Annotated in this window: 17 protein-coding genes and 2 pseudogenes; 12 read left to right on the forward strand and 7 right to left on the reverse strand. The window is 63.6% G+C overall.

The window, feature by feature from the left end:
* Positions 1–20 precede the first annotated feature (20 nt).
* Complete coding sequence (locus CK228_RS33620; protein WP_095790587.1) at positions 21–1,550, forward strand: MDR family MFS transporter; 1,530 nt, start codon at positions 21–23, stop codon at positions 1,548–1,550.
* A gap of 170 nt (positions 1,551–1,720) precedes the next feature.
* A pseudogene (locus tag CK228_RS33625) lies at positions 1,721–2,740 on the forward strand (NADP-dependent oxidoreductase).
* Positions 2,741–2,924: 184 nt separating this feature from the next.
* Here CK228_RS33625 and CK228_RS33630 read toward each other — a convergent pair.
* The gene (locus CK228_RS33630) at positions 2,925–4,247 is read right to left on the reverse strand and encodes an MFS transporter (protein WP_095790588.1); all 1,323 of its coding nucleotides are present in this window, start codon (positions 4,245–4,247) and stop codon (positions 2,925–2,927) included.
* Positions 4,248–4,462: 215 nt separating this feature from the next.
* Here CK228_RS33630 and cyoA point away from each other — a divergent pair, with 215 nt between their 5' ends.
* From cyoA to CK228_RS33675, 9 genes are all read left to right on the forward strand, one after another.
* On the forward strand, positions 4,463–5,644 hold the full coding sequence (gene cyoA, locus CK228_RS33635) for a ubiquinol oxidase subunit II (protein ID WP_095790589.1): 1,182 nt from the start codon (positions 4,463–4,465) through the stop codon (positions 5,642–5,644).
* A 10-nt stretch (positions 5,645–5,654) separates the two neighbouring features.
* A complete protein-coding gene (gene cyoB / locus CK228_RS33640; RefSeq protein ID WP_095790590.1) occupies positions 5,655–7,652 on the forward strand; it encodes a cytochrome o ubiquinol oxidase subunit I in 1,998 nt (665 codons plus the stop codon).
* A gap of 9 nt (positions 7,653–7,661) precedes the next feature.
* On the forward strand, positions 7,662–8,288 hold the full coding sequence (gene cyoC / locus CK228_RS33645; protein ID WP_095771374.1) for a cytochrome o ubiquinol oxidase subunit III: 627 nt from the start codon (positions 7,662–7,664) through the stop codon (positions 8,286–8,288).
* A complete protein-coding gene (cyoD, locus tag CK228_RS33650) occupies positions 8,285–8,656 on the forward strand; it encodes a cytochrome o ubiquinol oxidase subunit IV (RefSeq protein ID WP_095790591.1) in 372 nt (123 codons plus the stop codon). Before cyoC ends, cyoD begins: the two co-directional genes overlap by 4 nt.
* On the forward strand, positions 8,653–9,468 hold the full coding sequence (locus CK228_RS33655; protein ID WP_245438177.1) for an SURF1 family protein: 816 nt from the start codon (positions 8,653–8,655) through the stop codon (positions 9,466–9,468). Before cyoD ends, CK228_RS33655 begins: the two co-directional genes overlap by 4 nt.
* Positions 9,465–10,817 (forward strand): ATP-binding protein, encoded by a 1,353-nt coding sequence (locus CK228_RS33660; protein ID WP_095790592.1) that lies wholly within the window; start codon positions 9,465–9,467, stop codon positions 10,815–10,817. The genes CK228_RS33655 and CK228_RS33660 overlap by 4 nt, the downstream gene beginning before the upstream one ends.
* Entirely contained in the window at positions 10,807–11,343 is a 537-nt protein-coding gene (locus tag CK228_RS33665) for a response regulator transcription factor (protein WP_179296128.1), read from the forward strand. Before CK228_RS33660 ends, CK228_RS33665 begins: the two co-directional genes overlap by 11 nt.
* A gap of 318 nt (positions 11,344–11,661) precedes the next feature.
* The gene (locus tag CK228_RS33670; protein WP_095790593.1) at positions 11,662–12,270 is read left to right on the forward strand and encodes an isochorismatase family cysteine hydrolase; all 609 of its coding nucleotides are present in this window, start codon (positions 11,662–11,664) and stop codon (positions 12,268–12,270) included.
* Between the two features lie 102 nt (positions 12,271–12,372).
* Positions 12,373–13,635 (forward strand): DUF763 domain-containing protein, encoded by a 1,263-nt coding sequence (locus tag CK228_RS33675; protein WP_095771369.1) that lies wholly within the window; start codon positions 12,373–12,375, stop codon positions 13,633–13,635.
* A gap of 35 nt (positions 13,636–13,670) precedes the next feature.
* Here the strand turns inward: CK228_RS33675 and CK228_RS33680 are convergent.
* The 5 genes and pseudogenes from CK228_RS33680 to CK228_RS33700 form a co-directional block, all read right to left on the reverse strand.
* A pseudogene (locus CK228_RS33680) lies at positions 13,671–14,115 on the reverse strand (PPC domain-containing DNA-binding protein).
* 56 nt (positions 14,116–14,171) lie between these two features.
* The gene (locus tag CK228_RS33685; RefSeq protein WP_095771368.1) at positions 14,172–14,489 is read right to left on the reverse strand and encodes a plasmid stabilization protein; all 318 of its coding nucleotides are present in this window, start codon (positions 14,487–14,489) and stop codon (positions 14,172–14,174) included.
* A 102-nt stretch (positions 14,490–14,591) separates the two neighbouring features.
* Complete coding sequence (locus CK228_RS33690; protein WP_095790594.1) at positions 14,592–16,304, reverse strand: HAD-IIB family hydrolase; 1,713 nt, start codon at positions 16,302–16,304, stop codon at positions 14,592–14,594.
* An 11-nt stretch (positions 16,305–16,315) separates the two neighbouring features.
* A complete protein-coding gene (locus CK228_RS33695) occupies positions 16,316–17,281 on the reverse strand; it encodes an SDR family oxidoreductase (RefSeq protein WP_095771469.1) in 966 nt (321 codons plus the stop codon).
* An 81-nt stretch (positions 17,282–17,362) separates the two neighbouring features.
* Positions 17,363–17,563 (reverse strand): KTSC domain-containing protein, encoded by a 201-nt coding sequence (locus CK228_RS33700; RefSeq protein ID WP_095771366.1) that lies wholly within the window; start codon positions 17,561–17,563, stop codon positions 17,363–17,365.
* Between the two features lie 138 nt (positions 17,564–17,701).
* On the opposite strand from CK228_RS33700, the gene CK228_RS33705 reads away from it, so the two are divergent.
* Positions 17,702–18,316 carry an alpha-ketoglutarate-dependent dioxygenase AlkB gene (locus CK228_RS33705; RefSeq protein WP_095790595.1) on the forward strand — a complete coding sequence of 205 codons (615 nt, stop codon included), beginning with the start codon at positions 17,702–17,704 and terminating at the stop codon, positions 18,314–18,316.
* Positions 18,317–18,338: 22 nt separating this feature from the next.
* Here CK228_RS33705 and CK228_RS33710 read toward each other — a convergent pair.
* On the reverse strand, positions 18,339–18,472 hold a 134-nt coding region (locus CK228_RS33710; protein WP_143750652.1), incomplete at its 5' end, for an SDR family oxidoreductase.

Below are 18,472 nucleotides of genomic sequence, written 5' to 3' on the forward strand. Positions count from 1 at the left end.
CCCGAACGTCGGAGACACCCATGAGCATCGACTCGACCCTCCCGGACGCACCGCCCGCAGAGGCCGTGGCCAGGCCCGACATGACGACGCTGGTCGTCTATTGCGGCGCGCTGATCGCCATGTTCATGGCCACCATCGACATGCAGATCGTCGTCACCGCCTTGCCCACCATTGCCGGCGAACTCGGCAACCTGCATCTGTTCGGCTGGGTCGGCGCCGCCTACCTGCTGTCCACCGCCGCCGTCGCGCCCTTCTACGGCAAGCTCGGCGACATGTATGGCCGCAAGAACGTGGTGTTGACGGCGATCGCCTTGTTCCTGCTGGGTTCGCTGGTCTGCGGCATGGCCTGGTCCATGGAGAGCCTGATCGCGGCGCGCGTCCTGCAAGGCATAGGCGGCGGCGGCCTGATGGTCTCGGCCTTCGCCATGATCGGCGAACTGTTCGGGCCGCGCGACCGTGCCAAATACCAGGGCTACAGTTCGGCGGTGTTCGCGCTGTCGTCGGTCCTCGGTCCCTTGGCCGGCGGCTATATCACCAGCCTGTTCGGCTGGCGCTGGGTGTTCCTGGTCAATCTGCCGATCGGCATCGTCGTGCTGGCGATCCTGGCATTCGCCATGCGCAGCCGGTTCAACGAGAAGAGGCACAGCATCGACTATCTGGGCGGCTTGCTGCTGGCCATCGGCACCACGGCAATCGTCTATTGGGGCTATCATGTGCTCGACCCCGCCGGACCGGACCTGCTGACCTTCGTGCTGCCGGTCGTCGCGCTGGCGGCAATCGCCTCGTTCATCCTGGTCGAGCGGCGGGCCGAGGAGCCGATCGTGCCCTTGCGGCTGTTCGGCAATTCGACAGTGCGCATCGTCTCGGGCGTGTCGGTGGTTGCCGGATCGGTGACGCTCGGCATGTTCTTCTATTTCGCGCTCTACATGCAGACGTTGACCGGGCTCAGTCCGGCCGAAGTCGGCTTCCTGTTCCTGCCGGCTTCCCTGACCTCGATGGTCATCTCGATCGTGGCCGGGCGGGTGATTGCCGCGACCGGCCGCTACAAATGGATGCCGGTGGTGGCGATGGCTATTGGCGGGCTGTTGATGATAGGTTTTGTCTTCATCAATTCGCACACGCCGATCTGGGTGCTGGCGGTGATGATGGGCCTGTTCGGCATCGGCATGGGCCTGCAGTTCCAGGTGCTGATCGTGGCGATCCAGGCCGCGGCACCGCTGCAGGATATCGGCGCGGTGACGTCGCTGATCACCCAGGCGCGCACGATAGGGGCATCGCTGGGACTGGCGCTGAACGGCGCGGTGATGACCTGGGCCCTGAACCGGCAGACTTCGCAGCTTCCCGCCGATGCCGCCGCTCTGCTGCCGGATGGCTTGACCGGGCTGAACCCGCATTTGGCGTCAAGCCTGCCGGCCGCGGTCCGCGACGTGGTACTCGCCCATTATTCGAGTGGTTTCAACGTGATGTTCATCTGGGTGGCGGCGCTCTATTTCGTCGCCATGGCGCTGACGCTTCTGCTCGAGGATATCCAGATCCCGAAACGGGCTTGAGCCCGAGCATCCCCCGGCGGCGACCCTCCAACCATGCGGTGTCGCAGCTGGTGAATCCGACGAGGACGTTTGCACCGGACGACGGTATAAGGGATCGACGCCGCACGAGAATCCCGGCCCAATAGCCGCACCTGTTCTTCGCGTGGAACGTTGTTCAAACGGAGCAGCCAATGTCGACTGAAACGAACATTCGCATCGTGCTTGCGGCGCGACCGCAAGGCCGGCCGAAGCCGAGCGATTTTCGCATCGAGTCCGTTGGGATCACCCAGCCGGGCGAGGGCGAACTGTTGCTGCAGATCCTCTATCTGTCGCTTGATCCCTATATGCGCGGCCGCATGAACGCCACCAAATCCTATGCCAAGCCGGTCGAGATCGATGGCGTGATGGAGGGCGGCACCGTTGCGCGCGTCGTCAGATCCCGCCATGCCGGTTTCGCCGAAGGCGATATCGTGCTGTCGCACTCGGGATGACAGGGCTTCGCCCTGTCCGACGGTGTCGGGCTGCGCAAGCTCGATCCCGCGGCGGCTCCAGTCACCACCGCACTCGGCGTGCTTGGCATGCCGGGCTTTACCGCCTATGCCGGCCTGCTCACCATCGGGCAGCCAAAGGCCGGCGAGACAGTGGTCGTGGCGGCGGCGAGCGGGGCGGTCGGCTCGGCTGTCGGCCAGATCGCACGCATCAAGGGCGCGCGCGCCGTTGGCATCGCCGGCGGCGCCGACAAATGCGCCTTCGTGCGGCGGGAGCTCGGTTTCGACGCGGTCGTCGACCACCGAGCCGACAATTTCGCCGAGCAGTTAAAGGCTGCCTGTCCCGATGGCATCGACGTCTATTTCGAGAATGTCGGCGGTCCTGTCTGGGATGCGGTGTTTCCGCTGCTCAACGAGTTCGCGCGTGTGCCTGTCTGCGGGCTGATCGCTCAATACAACACCATCGCGGCTTCCGCCGCCGACCGGCTGCCAACGCTGATGCAGCAAGTGCTCTACCGCAGCCTGACGATCAGGGGCTTCATCCAGCGCGAATTTGTCGACCAGCGCCCCGTCTTCTATCGCGATATGGCCGGGTGGATCGCGTCCGGCCAGGTCCGCTACAGGGAAGATATAGTGGATGGCCTGGAGAACGCGCCGCAGGCTTTCCTGGGCCTTCTCGAAGGCAAGAACTTCGGCAAGCTTATCGTGCGGGTAGCGCAATAACTGCATCTCGCAAAGCGAAGCGGTGTCCCGCTGGCCGATTGGCCGGCAGGGTGCTCGATTCCATTTTGTGGTCCTTCCGCGCAAAATACGCATGCCGTATTGGGCAGGCGAGCATGGCAATGGCCTGCCGGGCCGGTTCGACCTTGCAATCGACCGCACCATCCGTAATCGCGAACTGGGCGGATCAGTCGGGCTGACGGTCCGCGGCCGGACGGCGCCTGTCGATCCACAGGGCAAGCAACGTGCAGGCAGCGCCCGACAGCAGATAGGCGCCGGCGGCGATGAGGCCGAAATTGCCGGCCAGCAGCAGGGCTGCGAGCGGCGCGAAGCCGGCGCCGAACATCCACGCCAGATCCGAGGTGATCGCCGAGCCGGTATAGCGATATTGCCGCGAAAAGCTCGAGGCGACGACGCCCGACGATTGCCCGAAGCTCAACCCCAGCAGGATGAAGCCCAGCACCATGAACAGCGCCTCGCCGACTGCGCCGCCGTCCAGGAGCTGCGGGGCAAAGCCGCTGAAGGTCGCGATGGCGATCGCCGAACCGCCGAGCAGCGCACGGCGTCCGACGCGATCGGCCAGCGGCCCCGAGGCGACGATGGCCGCAATGCCGAACAGCGCGCTCACCGCCTCGATCATCAGGAAGCGTGCCGGCCCCTCATTGGTGAACAGGAACACCCAGGAAAGCGGAAACACCGTGACCATGTGGAACAGGGCGAAACTCGCCAGCGGCGCGAAGGCGCCGATGACGACGTTGTGGCCCTCCGCCCTGATCGTGTCCCTGATGCGCGTCGGCTGCAGGTCACCGCTCTCGTACAATTTCGAGAATTCAGGCGTGACGACAATGCGCAGCCTGGCGAACAGGGCCACGACATTGATGGCGAAGGCGACGAAGAAGGGATAGCGCCAGCCCCAGGAGAAGAAGTCGTCGGCCGACAGGTTGGCGACGAAGAAGGCGAAGAGGGAGCTTGCCACGATAAGGCCGATCGGCGCGCCCAGCTGCGGGATCATGGCATAGAAGCCGCGTCGGTTCTGCGGCGCGTTCAGCGCCAGCAGCGAGGGCAGTCCGTCCCATGTTCCGCCGAGCGCCAGCCCCTGGCCGATGCGGGCAAGCGCCAAAAGCCACACCGCGACCGCTCCGATGTCGCCATAGGCCGGCAGAAACGCGATGGCGACGGTCGACGTGCCGAGCAGGAACAGCGCGATCGTCAGTTTCGCGCCGCGGCCATAGGCGCGGTCGATGGCCATGAACAGCACGGAGCCGAACGGACGCGCGACGAAGGCCAAAGCGAAGATGCAGAAGGAATAGAGCGTGCCGACGAGCGGATCGTGAGTCGGGAACACCAGCTTGGGAAACACGATGACGGAGGCGATCGCATAGACGAAGAAGTCGAAGAATTCCGACGTCCTGCCGACGATCACGCCGACCGCGATATCGCCCGCGCTGACCTGGCCATGATGCGAGCCGATCAGTTCGCTGTTCGTTTCGGCAGTCGAAGTCTGAGCCATCTTATCCGTCGCCACCGCGTGGAATGAAGTGTCCGGAACCCAATTCCGGGGATTCCCCAAGGGTTCCATTGTGCACTGCACACTGCGCCAAAGCCATGCCTGCTGGGCATTGGACAAATTGTCCAATGTCACCACGGCGCCGCGAGCAGTAGCCCTTGGATCGATACCGCACTGCAACATGGACGGTTGCGGCGGTCCTTCGAGGGCAGCGTTTGATGAAACGATTTGGAGCCTTGCTTCTGTTCCCCTTGGCCGGGCTGTTGAGCGGCTGCGATCTGGTCGTGCTTGCGCCCGCCGGCGACGTCGCGGCCCAGCAGCGCGACCTGCTCGTGGTCTCGACCCTGCTGATGCTGGTCATCATCATCCCGGTCATGGCGCTGACGGTCTTCTTTGCCTGGCGCTATCGCCAATCCAACGCCGCGGCGACCTATGCTCCCGACTGGGATCATTCGACGAAACTGGAGCTGGTGATCTGGGCGGCGCCCCTGCTCATCATCATCTGCCTTGGCGCGTTGACCTGGCTCGGCACGCATCTGCTCGATCCCTACCGCCGGATCGACCGCATCGAGCCTGGTCAGTCGGTCACTGAAGCGCACAAGCCGCTCCGGGTCGAGGTCGTGGCGCTCGACTGGAAATGGCTCTTCATCTATCCGGATTACGGCATCGCCTCCGTCAACGAGCTGGCGGCGCCGGTCAATCAGCCGATCGACTTCCGCATCACCTCGTCGGCGGTGATGAATTCCTTCTACATTCCAGCCCTTGCCGGGCAGATCTATGCCATGCCGGCGATGGAGACGAAGCTGCACGCCGTCATCAACCGGCCGGGCACCTATAGCGGCTTCTCGGCCAACTACAGCGGCGCCGGCTTTTCGGGGATGCGCTTTGCCTTCCACGGCCTGTCCGACCAGGCTTTCGACCAGTGGGTGGCGCAGGCCAGGGCCGCGACGGCGGCGCTCAGCCGCGACAACTATCTCGAACTTGAAAAGCCGAGCGAGAACGAGCCGGTCCGCCACTATGCCTCCGTCGATCCCGACCTTTATGGCGCCATCCTCAATCTGTGCGTCGAGCGCGGCAAGATGTGCATGAACGAGATGATGTCGATCGACGCCAAGGGCGGTCTCGGTCTTGCCGGTGTGCGCAACACGCTGCCGCTGCAATACGACAAGCTCGCCCGGCGCGGCGCGGTGTTCGGCAACGATCCGTCCTATGTCGCCAGCATCTGCACGGCGGAGGAGGCGGCTGCCGCGGCGCGCGCGACCAGCGATGCGACGCCGGCGGATTGGCCGGCCAGGAACCTTTCCCCGCTGCGCGGGGCAGGGCTGCTGAGGCCCGAGACCGAGAGCCGTCGCGCCGAGGCGGATACGCCGCTGCTCGGCCTGCTGCGGCGCGAATTGTGAGAGACAGCCGATGCCCGATACGCTGACCAGATTCATTTTCGGCCGTCTCACCTGGGACTCGCTGCCGCTGCATGAGCCGATCGTCGTCGCCACCTTCGTCGCGGTGGCGCTCGGCGGCATCGCCCTTTTCGGCGTCATCACCTATTTCAAGCTGTGGGGTTACCTGTGGCGCGAGTGGTTCACCAGCGTCGACCACAAGAAGATCGGCATCATGTACATGGTGCTCGGCCTGGTCATGCTGCTGCGCGGCTTCTCCGACGCCATCATGATGCGCCTGCAGCAGGCCATCGCCTTCAACGGCTCCGAGGGCTACCTCAATTCGCATCACTACGACCAGATCTTCACCGCCCACGGCGTGATCATGATCTTCTTCGTGGCGATGCCCTTCGTCACCGGCCTGATGAATTTCGTCGTGCCGCTGCAGATCGGCGCGCGCGACGTGTCCTTCCCCTTCCTCAACAATTTCAGCTTCTGGATGACGGTCGGCGGCGCCATCCTGGTCATGGCCTCGCTGTTCGTCGGCGAATTCGCCCGCACCGGCTGGCTCGCCTATCCGCCGCTCTCCGGCATCGGCTACAGTCCGGATGTCGGCGTCGATTATTACATCTGGGCGCTGCAGGTGGCGGGCGTCGGCACCACCCTGTCGGGCATCAACCTGATCTGCACGATCATCAAGATGCGCGCGCCCGGCATGACCATGATGCGCATGCCTGTCTTCACCTGGACGTCGCTGTGCACCAACGTGCTGATCGTGGCGTCCTTCCCAGTGCTGACGGCGGTGCTCTCGCTCCTGGCGCTCGACCGCTATGTCGGCACCAACTTCTTCACCAACGACTTCGGCGGCAACCCGATGATGTACGTGAACCTCATCTGGATATGGGGTCACCCGGAAGTCTACATCCTCATCCTGCCGCTGTTCGGCGTCTTTTCCGAGGTCACTTCCACCTTCTCCGGCAAGCGCCTGTTCGGCTACACCTCGATGGTCTACGCCACGGTGGTCATCACCATCCTGTCGTATCTGGTCTGGCTGCACCACTTCTTCACCATGGGCTCCGGCGCCAGCGTCAATTCCTTCTTCGGCATCACCACGATGATCATCTCGATCCCGACGGGAGCGAAGATATTCAACTGGCTGTTCACAATGTATCGCGGCCGCATCCGCTTCGAACTGCCGATGATGTGGACGATGGCCTTCATGCTCACCTTCGTCGTCGGCGGCATGACCGGCGTGCTGCTTGCCGTGCCGCCGGCGGACTTCGTGCTGCACAACAGCCTGTTCCTGATCGCGCATTTCCACAACGTCATCATCGGCGGTGTGCTGTTCGGCCTGTTCGCCGGCATCGCCTACTGGTGGCCCAAGGCCTTCGGCTTCAAGCTAGATCCGTTCTGGGGCAAGGTGTCCTTCTGGTGCTGGGTGGTCGGCTTCTGGTTCGCCTTCATGCCGCTCTACATACTCGGCCTGATGGGTGTGACGCGCCGCATGCGTGTCTTCGACGATCCCTCGCTGCAGATATGGTTCGTCATCGCCGCCTTCGGCGCGGTGCTGATCGCCGCCGGCATCGCCGCGTTCCTGATCCAGATCTTCGTCTCCATCCGCAAGCGCGAGGCTCTGACCGATCCGACCGGCGATCCCTGGGACGGCCGCACGCTCGAATGGTCGACGTCCTCGCCACCGCCCGCCTACAACTTCGCGTTCACGCCGGTCGTGCGCGACAATGACGCCTGGTGGGACATGAAGAAGGCCGGCTATGTCAGACCGCTCTCCGGCTTCAAGCCGATCCATATGCCGAGCAATACCGGCACCGGCGTCATCCTGGCCGCCTTCAGCGTGGCGCTCGGCTTCGGCCTGATCTGGTACATCTGGTGGCTGGCGGCGCTGAGCTTCGTCTGCCTGATCGCCACCGCGATCGGCCACACCTTCAACTATCACCGCGATTTCCACATTCCGGCTGCCGAGGTCACGCAGACGGAGGAGGCGAGGACGACGCTCCTCGCCGCCCAGGGCTAGGGTTTGATCATGGATTCGAGTGCAACCGCGGCCGGCACCGGACCGGTCTTCTACCTGGAAGAAGAGCATGCGCACGCCGAAGGCAGCAGCACCATGCTCGGCTTCTGGCTCTATCTGATGAGCGACTGCCTGATCTTCGCCATGCTGTTCGCGGCCTACGGCGTGCTCGGCGGCAATTACGCGGCGGGGCCAGCGCCAAAGGACCTGTTCGATCTCGATCTGGTGGCGGTCAACACCACCATGCTGCTGTTGTCCTCGATCACCTATGGCTTTGCCATGCTGACCATGGACAAGGGCCGCGTCGCGGCGACGCAAGCGTGGCTTGCCGTGACCGGCCTGTTCGGCCTGGCCTTCCTGTCGATCGAGCTCTACGAATTCGCACACATGATCCATGAAGGCGCCACGCCGCAGCGCAGCGCCTTCCTGTCGTCCTTCTTCACGCTGGTCGGAACGCACGGGCTGCACGTCACCTTCGGCACCGTCTGGCTGGTGACGCTGATGACGCAGGTCTCCCGGTTCGGCCTCACCGAGGCCAACCGCCGCCGGTTGATGTGCCTCTCGATGTTCTGGCATTTCCTCGACGTCGTCTGGATCGGCGTCTTCACCTTCGTCTATCTGATGGGGATGTTGCGATGAGCGCTCATGATCACGCCTCGGGTCACCGCCATGGCGGGCCCGCGCACGGGTCGTTCAAGGGCTATCTGACCGGCTTCGTCCTGTCGGTGATCCTGACCGCCATTCCGTTCTGGCTGGTCATGAGCGGCGCCATCGACGACAAGCAGGCCACGGCCATCGTCGTCATGGCCTTCGCGGTGGTGCAGATCGTCGTCCACATGGTCTTCTTCCTGCATATGAATACCGCCTCGGAGGGCGGATGGTCGATGCTGGCGCTGATCTTCACGCTGATCCTGGTCGTCATCGTGCTGACCGGCTCGCTCTGGGTCATGTACCACCTCAACGCCAACATGATGCCCGGTCTTCACGACATGCGCGAGATGCCATGAGCCCGGCGCCGGGCGCGGGGAGGACCACTGTCGAAGTAAGGATCGGGCAGGCCGGCATCAGCTTGCCCGCCGCGCCAGGAAAGGATGCCGGCAGGTCATCCGCGTCGCGGCTTTTTCTCGCATTGCTTGGGCTCCTCGGCGTGACGGTGTTCGTTGGGCTCGGCATATGGCAGTTGGAAAGGCGGGTCTGGAAGCTCGACCTGATCGCACGCGTCGACCAGCGCATCCATGCGCCGGTTGTCGATGCGCCAGGCCCGGCGACATGGGGCGGCATGACCGCCGCGGGTTACGAGTACAGCCATGTGCGGTTGGCCGGACGCTTTTTGGGCGGCAAGAACACGCTCGTGCAGGCGGTGACGGAGCTTGGCGGCGGCTATTGGGTGCTGACGCCGATGCGGACCGACCGTGGCTTCGTCGTGCTGGTCAACCGCGGCTTCATTCCCCAGGAGCGCAAGGCCGAGTTCGAACAAGAAAGCGGCGGGCTCGGCTCGCCGACCGTCATCGACGGCCTGTTGCGCATGAGCGAGCCGGGCGGCGGCTTCCTGCGCAGCAATGATCCGGCGGGCAATCGCTGGTATTCGCGCGACGTCGCCGCCATCGCAGCCACGCGCGGCCTGACGAACGACATCGCCCCTTATTTCGTCGATGCGGAAGCATCCGCGGGCTGGCCGCGCGGCGGCCTGACGGTCGTGACCTTCCGCAACAGCCACCTCGTCTATGCTTTGACCTGGTTCACGCTCGCTGCGATGCTTGCCGCGGCCCTGGCCGCGCCGATGATCGGCGCCCGCCGGCGGCGAGGACCGGCACGATGAGCGTCCCGACGCAAACGCTTGGCAACGACAAATCCTTCGCGGCCGCATCACTTGCGGGCAAGAACGGCGCGGTCCCCGATCCCGACGCGGCGAACAGGAAGAACCTGCTCCTGCTCATCCAGCTGCGCTGGCTGGCGGTGGCGGGTCAGGTGCTCACCATTCTGGTGACGCAATACTGGTTCGACATCCCGCTGCCGCTGGGGGAGATGGCCGGGGTGGTGCTTTTCCTGGTCGGGCTGAACATCTTCAGCCTGCTCGCTTCGCGCGGCCAGCGGCCGATCAGCAACGCCCAGCTGTTCGTCGCGCTCATCTTCGACATGGCGGCGCTGACGACCCAGCTTTACCTCAGCGGCGGTGCCTCGAACCCGTTCGTGTCGCTCTACCTGCTGCAGATCACGCTTGGCGCCGCGCTTTTGACACCCTGGTCCACCTGGAGCCTGGTGGCCGCCGCTTCCGCCTGCTTCGTCTTCCTCACGTTCCAGTTCCAGCCGATCGCCATCCCGCATCACGGCGGCAGCGACCTGCTGGCCCTGCATATCAGGGGCATGTTCATCTGCTTCGTGCTGGCGGCCGGCCTGATCGTTATCTTCATGACGCGCATCAACCGCAATCTGCGCGAGCGCGACGCCTATCTCGCCGATCTGCGCCAGCACTCGGCCGAGGAGGATCATATCGTTCGCATGGGCCTGCTGGCCTCCGGTGCCGCGCATGAACTGGGCACGCCGCTGTCGACCATCTCCGTCATCCTCTCCGACTGGCGCCAGATCCGGAGCGTCACGCGCAACCGCGAACTGGCCGGGGACGTGGCCGAAATGCAGGCGCAGATCGAACGCTGCAAAAGCATCGTCTCGGGCATCTTGATGTCGTCGGGGCAGGCGCGGGGAGAGGGCACGATCCGCACCAGCATCCGCCATTTCCTCGACGATCTCGTCCAGGAATGGCGTGTCAGCCGCCAGCCGCTCAATCTGGAGTACAAGAACGATTTCGAACCTGACGAGCAGATCGTCTCCGACACGGCACTGAAGCAGGTCATCTTCAATGTGTTCGACAATGCTCTGGAGGCATCGCAGGATTGGGTCGGCGTCGCCGCCGAGCGGCAGGGCGAGAAACTGGTGATTTCGGTGCGTGACCGCGGGCCGGGCTTTGACCAGGGTATTCTGGCAGCACTCGGTCAGCCCTATATGTCGAGCAAGGGACGGCCGGGCGGTGGCCTTGGCCTTTTCCTCGTCGTCAACGTGGTTCGAAAGCTGGGGGGCGACTTTTCGGCGCGCAACATGGAGCAGGGCGCCTGTGTTACGCTTTCGCTGCCGCTCGCGGCGCTGACCGATGGAGATGATCATGAGGCCTGATCGATCCCTGTTTATCGTCGAGGACGACGCCACCTTCGCGAAGACGCTGAAGCGCTCCTTCGAAAAGCGTGACTACGACGTCGTGGTCTGCCACGGCAGGGATGAGCTGCTCGGCGCCCTCGAAACAGCGGTTCCGGCCTACGCCGTCGTCGATCTCAAACTTGGCGCCGGCGGCTCCGGGCTGGAATGCGTCAAGCTGCTCAGCGCCCGTGACACGTCGATGAGGATCGTCGTGCTGACCGGCTTCGCCAGCATCGCCACGGCTGTCGAGGCGATCAAGCTTGGCGCATGTCATTACCTGGCCAAGCCCGCCAACACCGACGACATCGAAGCCGCCTTCGGCAGGGCCGAGGGCGATGTTTCCGTCTCGTTGAGCAGCCGTCCCACCTCTATCAAGAACCTCGAATGGGAGCGTATCCACGAAACGCTCGTCGAGACCGGCTTCAACATCTCCGAAACCGCGCGCCGGCTCGGCCTGCATCGGCGCACTTTGGCCCGCAAGCTCGAGAAACGCGTGGTGAGGTAGGCTCAACCATCGTTCTTCAGTGTCGTGGTGCGGCAGGACTATTCCGCAGCAAACCCAGATAAGCCGCTGGCCTGATCCATAATTGCAGTGGGGCTGTAACGAGGCCGGATCGTCGAACGCGCCGACATGCATCGCTCCTTGGTTGGGCGATGCGTCGTAGGTCGGGCTGAGCGGCGATCCACCGGCTGAACGCGGTTGACCAATCGCGTTGGTTGCCGCCGGCCCACCCAGGAACGAGTCCTCGCTTATGGCGTTCCCATGTCCTGGACGACAATGGGAGAAGTCCATGAGAAGACACCGCCAGCTGGGTATTCTTTGATGTCGGTGCCGGGCTTGGCATATGGGCCGTTGGGTCACGGGTGCATGCATGTCTGCGTGGATATGCAGCGGCTGTTTGCGGAACCGTCGCCGTGGGCGACGCCCTGGATCACGCGTGTCCTCCCCCAGATTGTGAAGCTCGTTGAAAGACGGGCAGAACAGACGGTCTTCACGCGCTTCCTGCCCGCGCGGAGGGCGGGGCAGGGTGTCGGGACATGGAGGCGCTACTATGAGCGCTGGTCTTCGATGGCGATCGACAACATCGGTCCGGAATTGGTCGAGTTGTTGCCGGCATTGGCCGCTTACTGCCCGCCGGCGGCGGTCATCGACAAGCATATTTATTCGCCCTGGTTTGAAGGCCGTCTGCGAGCCTTTCTGATGGAACACGAGATCGATACGCTGGTCATCACCGGCGGTGAAACCGACGTGTGCGTTCTGGCCACGGTGCTCGGCGCGATCGATTTCGGCTATCGCGTGGTTCTCGTCACGGACGCGCTGTGCAGTTCTTCCGATGCAACCCACGACGCCCTGCTCACCGTCTATCACCAACGTTTCGCGCAGCAGGTCGAAACGGTCGAGATGGAGACGGTTCTCTCGAACTGGACTTGAATGTCACCAGGCGTCGAGGCGGCACAAGCATCAGGTGCTTCTTCGCGCGGGCTCGGATACCTATCTGTCGAGACAAGACAGACATCGGAACAGGCAACGGAATTGGCGCAACGATCGGGCAGTGCTGATCTTCCACTTCACGGCGGTCGCGTACCGAAATGGCTCGGCGACCGCATGACGCGGCTTGGCGCCGTGATGTGCGAGGCGATCATCCATCATTATGGCCGCAACGAGTTGCTGCGGCGTCTGGCGCATCCCTTCTGGTTCCAGTCCTTCGGCGCTGTCATGGGCATGGACTGGCACTCGTCCGGCATCACGACCAGCGTCGTCGGCGCCTTGAAACGCGGGCTGACGCCGCTGTCGGGCGAACTCGGCATTCATGTCTGCGGCGGCCGTGGCGCCCATTCGCGCAAAACTCCGCATGAGCTGGCCGCCATCGGCGAGCGCATCGGCTTCGACGGACAGCGCCTGGCAACCGTCAGCCGGCTTGTCGCCAAGGTCGACAGTGCCGCCGTCCAGGATGGGTTCGACCTCTATCTGCACGGCTTCATCGTCACCGACGACGGCGACTGGGTGGTGGTGCAGCAAGGCATGAACGGCGACAGCAAGGTGGCGCGCCGCTACCATTGGCTGTCCGAAGGTTTGAAGAGTTTCGTCGATCAGCCGCACGCCGCCATCGAGGGCGCCAACCAGGGCGAGATCGTCAACCTGACCGACCGCCGTGCCGAGGCATCGCGCCAGGGACAGCTGGACCTGCTCCAGGACCTCGGCCCAGACCGCATCCTGCGCGAATTCGCTGCCTTGGATGCCGGTACTGCGGCGGCTCCGGAACAGCCGATGCTGCCGCATCTGATCATGCCGGCTCACCATGATGTGCGCGAAAGCGATATCGTCATGCGCCGCCTGCATGGCAACATGGCCGCTGCCGCCGAACGTGGCCCGGCGGATTTTTCCGAGCTTCTCCTGGTTCCTGGCGTGGGCGCGCGCACGGTGCGCGCGTTGGCGCTGGTCGCCGAAGTGGTGCATGGCGCGCCGTGCCGGTTTTCGGATCCGGGCCGGTTCTCACTCGCCCATGGCGGCAAGGACAGGCACCCGTTCCCGGTTCCGCTCAAGGTTTATGACGAGACGATCGGCGTGCTGAAGTCCGCGGTGCAGAAAGCCAGGCTTGGCCGCGACGAGGAAATCGGCGCGCTGCGGCGGCTCGACGATCAGTCGCGGCAGGTCGAACGATATGTCACCGGCCCCAGCCTGAAGGAAATCGTTGCCGGCGAATTCGACCAGTCGCACCTGCTTGGCGGCCGCAGCGTCTTTGGCTGGGAGCCGCCGCCGGACAAGGCACCGGCGGAGTTGGACAAGAAGGCATGACGGGTGCAGGCTGAACTCCGCAGTCAGGCTCGAAATCAACCGTCCAGGTCGATCAACGCAACGCCCAATTCCGGACGCCTGCTACGGCGCAGATGGCCGGGCGCCTCCACCAAAGTTCACTTCCAGCGTCGGTCGAACCATGGCCTCGAGCAGGTGTCCGCCCCGGGTCGTGCCGTCGCTCAATCCCAACACCGTATGAACGTGGAGACTGGGCTTGCCGTCATCGCCCAGCGCCACATCGCCAATGGCGCTCAGAACTTCGCATTGTTCGTCGATCGGGATTTTGCGGTAGGTCTTCGCATTGGGGTCGAACCAGCCCACGATCGCTCTTTCAAAGGCGCCGATCGCTGTCAGCGAAGCACTGTCGACTGCTTGATCGATCGCGAAGGCGGTCAGCGTGCCGAACGCTTCTTCGCCGGGGTCGAGCACCACGACAAATGTTCGCTGTCCGCCGGCCTCGTTGACGAGCCGCGATTTCATGCCTGTGCCCTCATCATGTTGGTCTTTCAGGACGGACCAAAGGGTGTTCGTCGGCGTCAATGGGCATGGTGCTCGGCATTCCGCTTGCGCGTTGCCGCGGCCTTCCTCGCCGATTCCGACCGACTTGCAGCCGGGCGTGCGGCTGACGCCTTGCCGCCGCTCTTGCCGCCCTTGTGTGCTGCCGGGTGGCCGGTGTGCTTGCCGCGCCCGGAGCCGCCTTCCTTCTTGCCGCCGCCATCATCCTTGTTGACCGTGGCCCAGGCGCGGCGTTCGGCCTCCTTCTCGGAGATGCCGCGCTTCTCATAGCCTTCCGCAATGTGGTCGGCTTTGCGCTCCTGCTTGTCGGTGTATTTCGATTTGTCGCCTCGTGGCATGGCCGCATCTCCTGTTGAACAGGGTCTGAACGTGAAGCCGCCGGGTGAGTTCCAACTGATACCTGAAAAGCTGATCAACAGCCAAAGCAGACGCGTTGCGCGCTAGTCTTCCGGTGCCGTGGCGGGAGCCGTGTAGCGGCGGCGCACTGCATCAAGCACACGCTTGCGGGTCTCCTTGGCGGAGAGCTTTTTATCGTTCTCCGCCTCGGCGGTTTCGCGCGCCAGATCCTTGTCCCTGATCTGGTTGCGGAACCATTTGGAATAGTCGCCGGCACGCAGGTGGAACTGCCAGGTCCTATCGTCGATGCCCTCGGCGATCTGAGCGAAAATCATCAGATTATGGGCCCTGAGGTTCATCGCATCGTCGGGGCCGTGGAAATAGAAACTGCCCGCCTCGTCGAGTTGCCCCTCGGCATATTTGCGGCTGTGCCGCTTGAGGGATTGACGCGGCTCGATGACCTTGACCATGGCGATCTTCTTGCGTTTCTGCGGTCGCCAGAACAGCACGCGCTCGCCCTTGGGCGAGGCCATGTCCTTTGGCGGGTCGATGCCGGTCTCGCTGCAGTAGGCCTTGACAACACCCTTTGCCTTGGGGCCAAGGGCGATGATGGCGGTCACCAGGCGCAGCGCGTCGGTCGAGATCGCTTCGGGATGCACTGTGATGAGCACCGTGCCCGGCAATTCCAGGGACAGGATCGCGCGCGTATCATCACGCCGCTTGGGCAGAAGATGGTGCGCTTCGTCGATGACAAGCCAGTGCGGCCTGGCCGTTCGACGTCGAAAACTGCCTAGGCCGGGCAGCAGGTCGGCAAAGAAATCTGGGCGTTCATTGACGCGCAGCGCCAATCCATTGATGACGACATTGCTATCGGCTTTCTCGATGAGGTCCAGCACTTGCGCCTTGGTCGGCGCGCTCGAGCCGTCGCCCAGACGCACGGCGCCTTCGAGGCCGTCATAATCGCCTTCGGGGTCGAAGATGCAGAATTGAAACCCGCTCTCGACGAAGCGTTCCGTCAGCGCGGTGGCCAGGGTGGACTTGCCGATGCCGGAGCTGCCGGCGATGAGGATCGTGTCGGTTGGCGACAGGTAGATTTCGTCGCCGCCGGCGGAGCCCAGCACGATGCCGTCATGCCGCCTTGGCAGGATGTCGTGATCGCGTTTGATCAGCCTGTCGGCCAGTTCCTCCACGCCTTTCCCGCGTGCGCCACGCGTGACCAGATCCGCTGTGGTCTTGACCGCGGGAATTGCATTGTCGACGGCGACGCTGCAGCCGCAAGCCTTCAGGAAGGCATGGTCGTTCTCGGCGTCGCCGACACCGACCACATTGTGTGGCGACAGCCGGAGATCCTGCAGCGCCGCGGCCAGCCCGGTGGCCTTGTTGATGCCGCTCGGCAGGATCATCACCGCGCCCTTGTTGAAGATGATTTCCAGTTCGAGCCCCATCTTCTTGATGGTTTCGAGCACGGTCGTCTGATGTGGCTCCCAGGTCGCGACGATCGACCGGCCGACGGAAAGCGGCTTGACGCCCTGCTTCTTCAGTCTGGAGACGAATTCGGTTTCCGGCGAAGGTGAGATCACCCGCTCTTCCTCACTGGCCGGCGTGTAGATCAGCGCTCCGTTCTCGGCGACCACCTTGTCGAAAAGGCCGATCTCGGGAAAGACGCGTTTGAGGTCGGGCAGCTCGCGCCCCGTGACGAGCACCAGCTTGCGGCCACTTTTCTTGAACCGCTCCAGCGCGGCAAGGGTCGTCTTCGAGACGATCCCGTCATGCGCCAGCGTGCCGTCGTAATCCGTCGCCAATGCGATGAAATACATTGCACCGGACCTCAGTAGCCGCCGACCACGGGCAATATCTCGCCGGTGATGTAGCTCGAGCAATGTGGCGAGGCGAGAAACACATAGGCCGGTGCGAGTTCCTCCGGCTGCGCCGGCCGCTTCATCGGTGTGTCCGCGCCGAACTTCGAAACGTCACCGGCCTCCTTGTCCGAAGGGTTGAGCGGGGTCCATACCGGACCCGGTGCAACCGCGTTCACCCGGATGCCCTTGCCGAGGAGATTGCCGGAGAGGGCGCGGGTGAAGGCATGGATGCCGCCCTTGGTCATGGAGTAGTCGACCAGCGCCTTCGACCCGTCGATGCCGGTGACCGAACCGGTGTTGATGATGGCCGAGCCCGGCTTCATATGCGGGACGGCTTCCTGTGCCATATGGAAATAGCCGTAGAGGTTGGTCTTCAGCGTCGTGTCGAAATGCTCTTCGGTCAGTTCTGCGAACTCGCTTGAATGAATCTGGAATGCCGCATTGTTGACCAGCACGTCGATGCGGCCGAATGCCTTGACCGTTTGCGCCACCGCGTTGCGGCATTCGTCGCGTTCGCTGACGTCGGCCTTCACCAGGATACAGCGCCGTCCCTCCGCCTCGACGGCGGACTTTGTCGCCTTGGCATCCCTGTCCTCGGCCAGATAGACGATCGCAATGTCGGCGCCCTCGCGGGCGAACAGAACCGACACCGAACGGCCGATGCCGGAATCGCCGCCGGTGATGAGAGCGACCTTGTCTTCGAGCTTTTTCGATCCGAGGTAGAAGGGCGCATCGTAGAGCGGCGCCGGTTCGATCGCCCATTCATCCCCCGGCTTGGGATGATGTTGCTCGGGAAAGGGTGGCTCGGGATATTTTCGGGCGCCGGCCTGCATGGCGTGTTGGCCCTTGCCGTTGCCTTTCGATTTGTCCCTGGCATCGATGCCACGCTGGATGCGACGCTGCTTGGCGGCTTCGCTGGCTGTCCTGCTCTGCATGGCTCTCTCCTCGGCTTCGAGGAGGAACAACGCGCGTCGGACGAAAAGGTTTGCGCAAAAAAGACGATCATGCCGCCCGCGTCATGCCACACGGCGGTAGCTGTAGTGATCCCTGATGAATTCATTGAAGAAGCGGCCTTTCGAGGCAGCTTTCCTGAAAGCGGCATAGGTTGCCGGGGCAACCTCCGCATAGTCGTAGCGATGGCCGCTCGGCACGAACCAGACGGAGAGGATTCTGGTCGCGGGATCGTATTGTGTGCTTCGGATCGCGGTCGACGGCATGTTGGCTACCTGACTGCTCAGCTAGATAAATCCGCCAGGCGTGGTTCCGGTTCCCAGTCGTCATTCATCGCATCATCCATCAACCGCCGAGGCGCCGCTCGTATTGCCCTGCTGCTCCGCCCTTACCATTTAGGCGGGATGTCACGCCTCAAATCGAAAGCAACCGGCCGGGCCCTGGCATTCCAGCATGACCTCTTTGGTGACGCCGAGGATTTGCCGGAGGGCTTTGCCTATCAGCCCGGATTCATCACGCAGCAGGAAGAGACAGAGCTTGCCCGGCATCTCGAGGGACTGCCGTTCCAGGCGTTCGATTTCCATGGCCATCTGGCAAACCGGCGTGTCGTCGGGTTTGGTCTGCGCTACGATTATGACCGGCGCGAAGTGGTCGAGGCGCTGCCGATCCCAGACTTCCTGCTGCCTGTGCGCGACAAGGTCGCGGCCCTTGCGCGCCGGCCTGTCGAGGCTTTCGCGCAGGTGCTGATCAATGAATACCGGCCTGGCGCCGGTATCGGCTGGCATCGCGACAAGCCGCATTTCGAGGATGTCGCCGGCATCTCGCTGCTGGCGCCCTGCAATTTCCGGCTGCGGCGAAAGAGCGGTGACGGGTGGGAGCGCCGGACCATCGTCGTCGAGCCAAGATCGGCCTATCTCATGACGGGACCTTCGCGCACGGAGTGGGAGCACAGCATCCCGCCGCTTGCCGAGCATCGCTACTCGATCACCTTGCGGACACTGCGGTCTCGAAACCCCTGAGGCCAAGCCGATCGCCGAGGCTCTACTTGACGCCAATGCCGGCGGTCAGGCCGCCGTCGATCCTGTAATCGGCGCCGGTGCAGAAGCCGGCTTTTGACGAGCACAGGAAAGCGATGAGCTCCGCCACTTCCTCCGGCTCGCCGATGCGGCCAAGCG

It is taken from the genome of Mesorhizobium sp. WSM4312, assembly GCF_002294875.1.
Taxonomy (GTDB): Bacteria; Pseudomonadota; Alphaproteobacteria; order Rhizobiales; family Rhizobiaceae; genus Mesorhizobium.